The sequence below is a fragment of the Rhizobium sp. AN6A genome (assembly GCF_900215635.1).
Lineage (GTDB): Bacteria > Pseudomonadota > Alphaproteobacteria > Rhizobiales > Rhizobiaceae > Agrobacterium > Agrobacterium tumefaciens.
Genome location: NZ_OCNC01000003.1, coordinates 1,523,675 through 1,535,370, shown reverse-complemented (window position 1 = coordinate 1,535,370; position 11,696 = coordinate 1,523,675). Strand labels below are relative to the sequence as shown.

Genomic DNA, 11,696 nt, shown 5'->3' with positions numbered 1-11,696 from the left:
ACTGACAGACGAAACAAAAACGGAGCACGACAGGCGTGCTCCGTTAAATAAGCAACAAATGGCTGGAGTAAATCTCTACCGAGATCGAACGGCAAAATCCCGTTCTGCCTACTGCTTTGAAAACCGCCCGAAGGCTCCGCCTGAAAAGCACAGGGGATCGCCATCGCGGTGGGCGGCGCGCAGCACTTCGCCGACGATGATGGTGTGATCACCCGCATCGTGAGCTGCCGCCTGCCGGCATTCGAAACGGGCGAGCGTGCCCGGAATGACCGGAACGCCCTCGTCGTTGATTTCCCAGTCAAGATCGTCGAATGCGCGGCCGTTGCGGGTGAAGCGGGCGCTCAGCACGTCCTGATCTGCGCTCAGCACATGGATGGCGAAATGCGTTGCGCCGCTGAAGGCCGGATAGCGTGACGAATTTTTAGCGGGCGACCACAGCACCAGCGGCGGATCGAGCGATACCGACGCGAAGCTGTTGACCGTCATGCCGATCGGCCCTTCGGGCGTCGTTGCCGTCACCACCGTTACGCCGGTGGTGAAAGCGCCGAGCGCGTTGCGAAAGCTGCGGCTGTTTTCGCCGCCGGGAACAAATACATGTTCATTGGGCATTTTGATCGCTTCTGCGACTGTCATCACGGCACCTCGCTTCCAATTGCAAGTGTGTAAAGCTCAAACCATGTCTGGCGGTCGATGGTGACGCGCAGGGCATCGGCCGCCGTTTTTATGCGCTGAATATTGTTGGTGCCGAGCACGGGCACGATCTTTGCCGGATGCCGCAGCAGCCAGGCGATGGCAACGGCAGTGGCATCGACGCCCTGCTCGTTGCCGATGCGCTGCAGGGCGGCCATGGTTCCACCATGCGCACCTGAAAACAGCGAACCGCCGCCAAGCGGCGACCATGCCATCGGTGAAACGCGTTTTTCCTGCAGGAAGGCCAGATCGCCATTGGTGAAGCTATCGGTAGCAAGCAGGCTCATTTCGATCTGGTTCGTAACCAGCCGATTGCTCATAGCCGATTGCAGCAGGGCGAAATCCCACGGGCGGAAATTGGAAACGCCCACGGCCTTGACCTTGCCGGACGCTACCAGTGCATCGAGCGCCTTGCCGGTTTCTTCGGGATCGATCAGCGGATCGGGCCGGTGGATCAGCAGCAGATCGACATGATCCGTGCCCATGTCACGCAAGGAGGCCTCAACCGAAGCGTTGATATGGCCAGCCGTGGTATCGTAGTGCTTGACGCGGGCGGCTGAGTGACGCCCGGTCGGCGCCACGATGCCGCATTTCGTCACGATCTCGATCTTGTCGCGAAGGGATGGAGTTGCCTTGAGGCCGGCACCCAGAATGGCTTCCGCCGTGTATCCACCATATATATCGGCCTGATCCATGGTGGTGATGCCCTGCGCCAGGCAGGCTTCGATCTTTGCCTGTACATGGAAAGGCGAAGTATCAGCATCGTCGCCGATGCGCCACATGCCGTAAACGATGCGGCTAAGTTCCAGGTTTTCAGAAAGAGCGATACGTTCCATCAGTGGCGTTCCCCGTTGCCGAGCGGCGTGGCAGGTGTTTCAGAAGGCACCCGGCCGTAGGCATGCGGCAGGGAGCAGGTTTTCATTTGCGGCAGGACCTTGGTTCCGAAGTGTCCAGCCTCGTCGAGATGCGGGTAACCCGAGAGGATGAAGGCGCGAATACCCATCTTCTGGTATTCCTCCAGCGCCGAAAGAACCTTGTCGGTGGAGCCGACGAGCGCTGCACCACAGCCGGAGCGCGCCCGGCCGATGCCGGTCCACAGGTTGGGTTCGACATAACCGAACTTGTCGGCCAGTTCCCGGGCACGCGCCTGATGCGATACACCGAGTGAGCCGCTGTCGTGGGCGCGGTTGCGGATCAGCTGGCCGTACTCGTCATTGAGCTTCGAAACAAGATGCTCGGCATATTCGCGCGCTTCCTGTTCGGTATCGCGCACGACCATATGGACGCGCAGGCCGTAATCCAGCGTGCGGCCATGGGCTGCGGCACGCTCATGGGCAGCGCGCATGCGATCTGCGAGCTGGTCTTTCGTTTCGGGCCACATCAGATACACGTCGCATTGCGCGCCGCACAGCTCCAGCGCATCCGGCGAATAACCGCCGAAATAGAGCAGCGGACCGCCATTCTGCTGGTACGGACGTGCAGGCTCGGTGGAGACACCCTTGAACTGGTAGATCTCGCCGTCATGGTCAATCGTGTCACGGGTCCAAGCCTGGCGCAAAATCTGCACGACTTCATGGCTGCGTTTGTAGCGAAACGCGCTGTCAGCCACCTCGCCGGGAAAATCGGAGCTGATGACGTTGAGCGTCAGGCGGCCCTTCAGCATGTGATCGAGCGTCGCCACCGTACGCGCCAGCATGATCGGCTGCATTTCGCCGCAACGGATTGCAGCAAGGAAATTGATGCGGTCGCTGATCGGAGCGCAACCCGCTACGAAGCTCAACGTGTCCTGGCCGACCTGATAGGAAGAGGGGCAGAGAATGTTACGAAAACCGAGTTCCTCGGCCTTTTTGACGATGTCGGAGCAATGTTCGAAGCTGGAGCGCAGGCTGCCATCCGGCACGCCCAGATAGGCGTAATCATCGGAACAAAGGGCAGAAAACCAGGAGACCTCGGCAGCATTGAGATCAGCGGATGTAACGGGTACGACGGTCATGCAATTCCTCCTCAAGGCCGCTCTCGTTTTTCTTGCATAACATCAAGAAATATGTAAATCAATGATGTATCAATTTTTGTTTTGCGGAGGGGATGGCATCATGAAACACACGGGCGGCAGCCTGCCTATGTATTTGCAGATCGCCGAAATGCTGGTGCGCGAAGTCGCTGCGGGCCGTCTGACAGATGGTGAAAAGCTTGCTCCCGAACGGGATATGGCAGCCGATCTCGGCATTGCTGTCGGCACGCTTCGCAAGGCGCTTGCGGAGTTGCAGGAGCGTGGACTGCTGGAGCGCGTGCAGGGTTCCGGTAATTACATCCGGGCAGTCAGCGATCCGCAAAGCGTTTATGCCTTCTTCCGGCTTGAGATGATCGAGGGCGGTGGCCTCCCGACGGCGGAGGTGCTGGATGTTGCCCGCCTTGCCAAGCCCTCCACCCTGCCCGCCTTTGGCACATCGCCGGAAGGCCACCGCATCCGCCGCCTGAGGCGTATCGCAGGGAAACCGGCGGCGATCGAGGAGATCTGGCTCGACGGCTCCTATGTCGACACGATTACCATCGAGAACCTGTCGGAATCGCTCTATCTCTATTACCGCACCCGCCTCAATCTCTGGATATCGAAGGCCGAAGACCGCATCGACCTCGGGGAAGTGCCAGAGTGGGCGCCTGCACAATTCGGCCAGAAATCCGGCGCGTCGGTGCCGCGTGTCCTTCGCCTGAGCCAGGGTCAGGACGGCGCCGTGGCTGAAGTCTCATGGACATGGTTCGACCACACTGTCGCGCGGTACGTTTCACGCATACGTTGAAAACGCACGAAATTCGCGTGATCCACATGAACAGAGAAAATTGACCGCAGGCAAGGAAGCCGCGACCTGCCACGCAGGGGTTTTCGTTGAAATATTTCTACAAATCAAAGCTTTGCCGGTTTTTGATTTCTGTCAGAAATAAAATTGATACACTATTGATTTCCTTTTGACGAAAGGTAATATCACGGACCTAGGGAGACAGGCGTTTTGCCGTCCCACGATATCGCCGGACGATCGGGATGATTTTTTCGAAAAGCGATGCGTGGATTTGAAGGTTGATGCCGGGTTTGCGTTCATCCGATTTTGGACGCCCCGGACGTGAGGAGGAAAAGATGGCTTCAGTCAGCCTGCGCAAGCTGGACAAGAGTTACGGTGCCCTGCGCATCGTCAAGGGTATCGACCTTGAAATCAACGATGGTGAATTCGTGGTTTTCGTCGGCCCCTCCGGCTGCGGAAAATCCACGACGCTGCGCATGGTCGCCGGGCTGGAAAGCATCAGCGGCGGTGAGGTGATGATCGGCGACCGTGTTGTCAACAAACTGCCGCCGCGCGAGCGCGACATCGCCATGGTGTTTCAGGATTACGCGCTTTACCCGCACAAGACGGTACGTGAAAACATGGGTTTCAGCCTGAAGGTACGTGGTGTCAGCGCCTCGCAGGCCAATGCCAGCATTGATGAGGCAGCGAATATGCTAGGCATCAGCCATCTGCTGGACCGTCGTCCGGGCCAGCTTTCCGGCGGCCAGCGCCAGCGCGTGGCCATGGGCCGCGCCATCGTGCGCCGCCCGCAGGTGTTCCTGTTCGATGAGCCGCTTTCCAACCTCGACGCAAAACTGCGCGGACAGGTTCGCACGGAAATCAAGCGCCTGCACCAGCAGCTCGGCACCACCATCATCTACGTGACGCATGATCAGGTGGAGGCGATGACGCTGGCTGACCGCATCGTCATTCTGCGCGGCGGCGATATCGAGCAGGTCGGCACGCCGGACGAGGTCTATAACCGTCCGGAAAGCGTGTTCGTCGGCGGTTTCGTCGGTGCGCCTGCCATGAATTTCGCTCGCGCCAGAGTGACCGGCGACAGGCTGACATTTGCGGACGGCAATTCTCTTCCATTGGCAGCAGTCAGGCCGTCCCGTGAAACGGCGCTCGATGGACGGGAGGTCATCGTCGGCATTCGCCCTGAACATTTCGGTCCTGCCGGGGGATTTGACACACAGCTTTCCGTCAAAGTGCAGGTGGTGGAGCCTCTGGGGTCGGATACGCTGGTGCATTTCACCCTCGGTGATGCGGCGCTGACGGCGAGAATGCCGCCAGAAATGAAACCGGCGCCGAATGAGGAACTGAAGATCGGCCTCGACCCATCGAAGGTGCACCTGTTCGACGTGACAACGGAACGCTCCATTCAGTGACAGGATCGGGCCGCCGCAGGCCCGGCTTCAAGATTTCAATAACGGGAGGAAAACATGAAATTCAAAGCCCTTACGGGAGCAGCGCTCTGCGCGACGATGCTCAGCCTTTCGGGACAGGCCTTTGCCGACGCCGAACTAAAAATCTTCGTTTCCAGCCAGCATCAACCCGATGTATGGCGCAAGGCGCTCGATCAATATGAGGCGAAGACGCCCGGCGTGAAAGTCGTGATCGAGACCGGCGGCAACACCTCCGAAATGCAGGCGCAATATCTCAACACCGTCATGTCTGCCAAGGATTCGAGCCTTGACGTGCTGATGCTCGATGTCATCCGTCCCGCACAGTTCGCAACCGCTGGCTGGACCAGCGATTTCTCCGGCAAGGACTTGTCCGCCTACCTGCCGACCTATGCCGAGGCAAACACCGTGAACGGCAAGATCGTGGCGCTGCCGGCGTTCGCCGATTCCATGTTCCTCTACTATCGCAAGGACTTGCTGGACAAATACGGCATCCAGCCGCCGACCACCTGGGACGAGCTGAAGGAAGCGTCCAAGAAGGTTATGGAGGGCGAAAAGAACCCCGAGCTTCAGGGCCTTTCCTTCCAGGGCAAGGCCATCGAAGGTGCGGTGTGCACGTTCCTGCTGCCCTACTGGAGCGAAGGCAAGTCGCTGGTTCAAAACGGCAAGCTGAATTTCGACAATCAGGCGGCCGTGGATTCGCTGAAGCTCTGGAAGAGCTTCGTCGACGAAGGCGTTTCCAAGAAGAACATTTCCGAAGTGGCGACCGACGACACGCGCAAGGAATTCCAGGCGGGCAAGGTTCTCTTCGCCGTCAACTGGTCCTACGCCTGGACCCATTTTCAGGGCAAGGAATCGCAGGTGAACGACAAGGTTGGTGTCGCCCGTCTGCCGGCTGTCAAGGGCGGGGAGCAGACGACGTGCCTCGGCGGCTGGGAATTCGGCGTTTCCGCCTATTCCAAGCAGCAGGACGAAGCCAAGAAACTGGTGGAATATCTGTCCAGCCAGGATGTTTCGAAGTTCATGGCCATCAACGCCGCGCTGCTGCCCACCTATGCCTCGCTCTACAAGGATGCTGATGTGACCAAGTCCATCCCTTGGTTTGCGGATGCGCTTCCGGTTGTTGAAACGGCAAAGGCCCGTCCGGTCACACCGCGTTACAACGAGGTCAGCGAAACGATCCGCACCACCGTCAATGGCGTGCTTGCGGGCGTGATGTCGCCGGAAGACGGCGCAAAGCAGATGGAAAGCCGTCTGCGTCGCGTGTTGCGCTAAGCCTTGTGGCCGGGGGCGGCATGCAAGACATGCCGTTGCCGGCCTGTTTGGCCGAACCAGTTAAAATCGCCTGAACGGCGCGATAAACGGGCCGGAACTTAACCGGTCTGATCGGGAGACGATGACGTGAATTCAGTTGCGGGAGTGGCAGACGTGACGATGCCGGAGAGAACAATGGTCAGGGTGGACGAGAAACCGCAGCCGCGCTGGACGCGGTGGCTCGATCTCGGTGACCGGTCGCTTGCCGTGCTTTTGCTGGCGCCTGCAGCCATTCTTCTTTCGCTCATCATCGTCTATCCGGTGGCGCGTCTCGTCTACACCTCGTTTTTCAGCCTTTCGCTGACATCAGGCCTGCCGGCGGAATTCATCGGCCTTGAAAACTACACGGCGATGCTCGATGACCCGATTTTCTGGGAAACGACCTGGAATACGGTGCTGATAACGCTGATAACTGTGCCGGGAGCGCTGTTCATGGGCCTGGGCCTTGCGCTCCTCGCCAACCTGCCGTTTTCCATGCAATGGCCGATGCGCCTGTCGCTGCTCATCCCCTGGGCGCTGCCGCTGTCGTTCGCCGGCCTCATCTTCGCGTGGTTTTTCCACTACGAATACGGCGTGGTCAACGATGTGCTGAACCGGCTGGGCTTTGAAGGCATCATCTGGTTCAACTCCCCGAACTGGGCCTTTGCGGCCATCTGCCTGACCATCATCTGGAAGACCTCCTCCTTCATGGCACTGATGATCCTTGCAGGGCTGCAAACCATTCCGCGCTCGCTTTATGAAGCCGCAGATGTGGATGGCGCCGGCAAGCTCAGGCAGTTCTTCGAGATCACGCTGCCTCTCCTCAAGCCCTCGATCGTCGTTGCTCTCATCTTCCGCACGATTACGGCGCTGCAGACCTTTGATATTCCATACATGATGACCGGCGGCGGACCCGGCACATCAACCACGACGCTCGCCATGTACATTCACCAGAACACCGTTTCCTTCCTTGATCTCGGTTACGGTTCGGCACTGGCGGTCATGATGTTTGCGCTCTCCATGTGCGTCACCGCCGTTTATCTCCGCATTATCAGGACGAAGGACTGATCCCATGAGCACCGTTGCAACCTCCTCCGGTCTGTCCTCCTTCTTCTCCGGCAAGCCGCTGCGCTTCATCGCGGCCTCCATATTGCTGGTCAACGGCCTGTTTCCGGCAATATGGATCCTGTTCACCTCGCTGAAAACCGAAGCGGAACTGACGGTGAAACCGATCACATGGTTTCCGCATGCGCCGACGCTTGCCAATTACATGCAGGCCTTTTCCGACCAGCCGTTGCACCTCTTCCTGTTCAACAGCTTCATGGTTGCGCTGCTTTCCACGGCACTCACAATTCTGATTTCGGTGCTGGCAGCCTATGCGCTGGCGCGGCTCGATCTCAAATACCGGGCGCTGATCCTCTCGCTCATCATCGCCGTTTCCACATTCCCGCTGGTAACGCTGCTGGTGCCTCTGTTCGAAATCATGCGTGCGCTCAACCTGCTCAATAGCTGGACTGCTCTTATCCTGCCTTACACCGTGCTCTCCCTGCCGGTCTGCACGCTGATGCTGGTGTCCTTCTTCGAAAGCATCCCGCGCGATCTGGAAAACGCCGCCATGATTGATGGCTGCACCCGCATCGGCGCGCTGTTCAAGGTTGTCGTGCCACTCTGCGCGCCGGGCGTCTTCACCGCCGGTATTCTCGCTTTCGTGAACGCCTGGGACGAATTCCTGCTGGCGCTTTCCTTCAATTCCAATCCAGCACTGCGCACGCTGCCGGTCGGCATCCAGCTTTACCAGGGTGAGTTCGCTTTCCCCTGGCCCGTCATCTCGGCGGCGCTAGTGGTCGGCATCGTCCCGGTCGCGATCCTGATCGTCATCTTTCAGGAACGCGTCGTCTCCGGTCTCACCGCCGGCGGTCTCAAGGGTTAAACAGGTACAGTCATGCAATTCGAAAAGACCAGAGACGGCTTCACGCTTGCGATTGGCGGCCGCACCATTCTTTCTCATTCGCCTGAGAACCCGGCTTTCTTCGCCGGTTTCGGCAAGGAGCGGATGGATATGTATCGCGGCAATTTCGATATCGAGGACTATGTCATCGAACGAACTGCGCTCCGCCACGCCGAAGTCAGTGGCGACAGCGCTACGCTGTCTTCCGCACCCGGGCAGGCCGCGCGCCTTCATCTGGCGCTGGATGGAAATGCCATCAGGGTCACGGCGCTGGATGAAACCATCAATCGGCTGTGGCTGCGGATCGTCGCAGATGAGGACGAACATGTCTGGGGCGGTGGCGAACAGATGTCCTATTTCGACATGCGCGGCCGCCGCTTTCCGCTCTGGACCTCCGAACCCGGTGTCGGCCGCGACAAGACCGCTGAAATCACCTTCAAGGCTGACGTCAGCGGCAAGGCGGGTGGCGATTATTACAACACCAATTACCCGCAGCCGACCTATCTGTCGTCGCGCAAATATGCGCTGCATGTGGAAACCAGCGCCTATTCGGTCTTCGATTTCCGCAACGAAGATTTCCACGAAGTCGAGATCTGGGCAATCCCCGAGAGGATCGAGTTTTTCACCGGCGATCGTTTCACTGATATCGTTTCCGCCCTCTCGCTGCGGTTCGGACGCCAGCCGGAACTGCCGGAGTGGGTCTATAGCGGCGCGATCATCGGGTTAAAGGATGGCGCCAACTCCTTTGCCCGGCTGGAAAAAATCCGCGCTGCCGGAACCAAGGTCTCCGGCCTGTGGTGCGAGGACTGGGTGGGGCTTCGCCAGACATCCTTTGGCGCCCGGCTCTTCTGGGACTGGCAGGCCAATGAGGCGCGTTATCCGCATCTGCGTCAGAAGATCGCCGAGCTTGCCGATCAGGGCATTCGTTTTCTGGGATACGTGAACCCCTATCTCTGCGTCGACGGCCCGCTTTTTCCGGAGGCGGAGGCGGCCGGTTATTTCGCCACCGGTGCGGACGGCAAGACGGCGCTCGTGGATTTCGGCGAGTTCGATTGTGGCGTGGTCGATTTCACCAATCCGGCCGCAGCCGAGTGGTTTGCCGAAGAGATCATCGGCAAGAACATGCTGGATTTCGGCCTTTCCGGCTGGATGGCCGATTTCGGCGAATATCTACCGATCGACATCACGCTGTCGAACGGCATCGACGCCAAACTGATGCACAATGCCTGGCCGACGCTCTGGGCAGAGGTCAACGCCAAGGCCGTTGAAAGCCGCGGCAAAACCGGCGAAGCGCTGTTCTTCATGCGGGCGGGCTTTACCGGTGTGCAAGCCCATTGCCCGCTGCTGTGGGGCGGTGATCAGTCCGTCGATTTCTCCCGCCATGACGGTCTCGTCACTGTCATATGTGGCGCATTGTCTTCCGGTCTTCTTGGCAACGCCTATCACCACTCCGATATTGGCGGTTATACCAGCCTGTTCGGCAATGTCAGAACCCCGGAACTCATTATGCGCTGGACGGAGATGGCAGCCTTTACCCCTGTCATGCGCACCCATGAGGGAAATCGCCCGCGCGACAATCTCCAGATCGATCAGGACGAGACGGTTCTTGGCCATTTTGCCCGCATGACGGCGATCTACGTTGCACTCGCCCCCTATCTGAAATCGCTTTCCACTGAAGCGGCCAAAACCGGCCTGCCGGTACAGCGCCCGCTTTTCCTGCATCACGAGAACGACCGGCAGACCTATGCCATTCAGGACAGCTATCTCTACGGAGCCGACATACTGGTCGCACCCGTGTGGAAGGCGGGGGAGACGCAGCGCACGCTTTACCTTCCGGGCGATGGTGAATGGGTGCATCTTTGGAGCGGCGCGCGGTATTTTGGCGGGCACGAGATCACCGTGGAGGCTCCGATAGGCCAGCCGGCTGTGTTCTACCGCGCTGAAACGCCCTTTACTGCGTTATTTGAACAGCTTCGGAATATCGCTTGAAGCATCACCTTCCGGCCATTTCCAAAAAACGCCGCAAATATTGCGGCGTTCAACCGATGCTCTAAAAGGCCTCGCTAAACGACAATCAGCCCGTCAGGCGCGGTGATGTAATGGCTTTCTTGAACAGCACCGTCATCGCGTCGCTGATGCCCTGGGACGGGCTGACTTCGAAATACAGGCCCGGGGAAGCGCAGCTCTGCATGCGTGAGCCGATTTCCGCCTGAAAGGGCTTGATCCAGCTATTATACCAGTCATTCGTCGGCAGCGGCAGATAGGTGGTATAAAGCACCGCGATACGAAAACCCTTTTCCTTCAATTTCGTACAGTCTTTGATGTCGATCGGCTCCTGACAGCGGCCTCCTGTCAGTTTTTTCGTACAGGAGGACGGCTTGTAACTGTCGCCCACCCCGTCTGAAACAAAGAAAATAACCTTATCCGGGTTTGCCGAGCTTGCGCCCGTGCCCGAACTGCCGACCTTATCTCCAATCTGGACCAGTGCCCGGTCGAAATCGGTTTGCTGGTCGTTGTTGTATCCCTGATAGGGGATCGACATCAGGTTGATTTCACCAGCTTTTTTCTTTGCTGCGTCCAGATCCGAGGTTAGCGAAACGACCTCAAGCAGCTTGGTATCTTCCGCCCGTTCCCCGAAGGTATAGACGGCCATGCGATATTGATTGCTGCTTTTGCGCGTGGACTTTGCCGTGTCCATCAGGCTGGCGGTTGCCTTGGCAACCACGTCGATACGCGTCGTAACCCCGAGTTTCTTGGCCTTGAAGTAATAGCTGTTCGGATCTGCCACGCCGTCCTTCACGATGTGACAGGCAAAAGCGCATTTATCGCCAGTATTCGCAACCAGGGTGGCAACATCCGTGGGTGTGGCGCCCACTCCCATGGAGGGCGTATTATCAAGCAGAAGATAGAAATCGCTGAAGGTTTCCGTTTCGTATTTGGCCGTGGCCGTGCCGCCAACCGAAACGAAATCTTTCCCCAGAAGCCCTGAGAGCGTCGTGCTGACCGACGCCTTGAAGCTGACGGACGACTCGACCACATTGCCGTGCTTGATCACCGAAACATCGACAGAGGTAATGGTGTAGTCCGCGTCGCCGCGCTGATTGCCATCGAAGAATGCCCGGGCTTCGTCATTGCCGACGGGAATGACACCGTCCCCCGACATCTTCTTTGCCGCCTGAACACTTGCGGACATATCGGCGACTGCCGCCAGAGCCGCAGAATCCGCCGCCTGCTGCAGATCGGCTTTGACCGACATGCCGCGCGTAATATCGAGCGCCACACCGGCAGCCCCGCACAGAGGCACCATGAGCAGCGCGGTCAGAATGCCAAAATTTCCAGATTTCTCTTGCCAGAAGTTTTTCAAGTTCGCCCCCAACCATTCTGGGAGCTGAAGCTAATACAGCGGAATTGAAAAGCGGTTTCAATAAATAACTAATTTTTGATAAACTTAATATAATCAATAACTAATGTGTTCGCGGCAAATTCGCCAATATTCTCGTTAACTTTCAACGTTGACATTACTTCAAAACCCTCCTAGCAAAT

10 protein-coding genes are annotated in these 11,696 nt (G+C 58.2%); 6 read left to right on the top strand and 4 right to left on the bottom strand.

What is annotated here, in order from left to right; all coding sequences use genetic code 11:
- Positions 1–108 precede the first annotated feature (108 nt).
- From CRO62_RS10945 to CRO62_RS10935, 3 genes are read right to left on the bottom strand one after another with little or no spacing between them, the layout of a single operon-like run.
- Positions 109–633, bottom strand: coding sequence for a flavin reductase family protein (locus tag CRO62_RS10945; protein WP_013761544.1), 525 nt, complete (start codon positions 631–633; stop codon positions 109–111).
- On the bottom strand, positions 633–1,526 hold the full coding sequence (locus CRO62_RS10940) for an aldo/keto reductase (protein WP_097100164.1): 894 nt from the start codon (positions 1,524–1,526) through the stop codon (positions 633–635). Before CRO62_RS10940 ends, CRO62_RS10945 begins: the two co-directional genes overlap by 1 nt.
- Positions 1,526–2,683 (bottom strand): LLM class flavin-dependent oxidoreductase, encoded by a 1,158-nt coding sequence (locus CRO62_RS10935; protein WP_097100163.1) that lies wholly within the window; start codon positions 2,681–2,683, stop codon positions 1,526–1,528. Before CRO62_RS10935 ends, CRO62_RS10940 begins: the two co-directional genes overlap by 1 nt.
- 100 nt (positions 2,684–2,783) lie before the next feature.
- On the opposite strand from CRO62_RS10935, the gene CRO62_RS10930 reads away from it, so the two are divergent.
- The 6 genes from CRO62_RS10930 (at position 2,784) to CRO62_RS10905 (ending at position 10,142) form a co-directional block, all read left to right on the top strand.
- The gene (locus tag CRO62_RS10930; protein ID WP_065661628.1) at positions 2,784–3,488 is read left to right on the top strand and encodes a GntR family transcriptional regulator; all 705 of its coding nucleotides are present in this window, start codon (positions 2,784–2,786) and stop codon (positions 3,486–3,488) included.
- A gap of 332 nt (positions 3,489–3,820) precedes the next feature.
- Positions 3,821–4,897, top strand: coding sequence for an ABC transporter ATP-binding protein (locus CRO62_RS10925; protein WP_097100473.1), 1,077 nt, complete (start codon positions 3,821–3,823; stop codon positions 4,895–4,897).
- A 54-nt stretch (positions 4,898–4,951) separates the two neighbouring features.
- A complete protein-coding gene (locus tag CRO62_RS10920; RefSeq protein ID WP_097100162.1) occupies positions 4,952–6,187 on the top strand; it encodes an ABC transporter substrate-binding protein in 1,236 nt (411 codons plus the stop codon).
- A 174-nt stretch (positions 6,188–6,361) separates the two neighbouring features.
- Positions 6,362–7,273 carry a carbohydrate ABC transporter permease gene (locus tag CRO62_RS10915; RefSeq protein ID WP_179784511.1) on the top strand — a complete coding sequence of 304 codons (912 nt, stop codon included), beginning with the start codon at positions 6,362–6,364 and terminating at the stop codon, positions 7,271–7,273.
- Positions 7,274–7,277: 4 nt separating this feature from the next.
- Positions 7,278–8,135: a carbohydrate ABC transporter permease gene (locus tag CRO62_RS10910; protein WP_003500737.1), complete on the top strand. Its 858-nt coding sequence runs from the start codon at positions 7,278–7,280 to the stop codon at positions 8,133–8,135.
- A gap of 12 nt (positions 8,136–8,147) precedes the next feature.
- On the top strand, positions 8,148–10,142 hold the full coding sequence (locus CRO62_RS10905; protein ID WP_097100160.1) for an alpha-glucosidase: 1,995 nt from the start codon (positions 8,148–8,150) through the stop codon (positions 10,140–10,142).
- 85 nt (positions 10,143–10,227) lie between these two features.
- Here the strand turns inward: CRO62_RS10905 and CRO62_RS10900 are convergent, their stop codons facing one another.
- Entirely contained in the window at positions 10,228–11,517 is a 1,290-nt protein-coding gene (locus CRO62_RS10900) for a TadE/TadG family type IV pilus assembly protein (RefSeq protein ID WP_097100159.1), read from the bottom strand.
- Between the last annotated feature and the right edge of the window lie 179 nt (positions 11,518–11,696).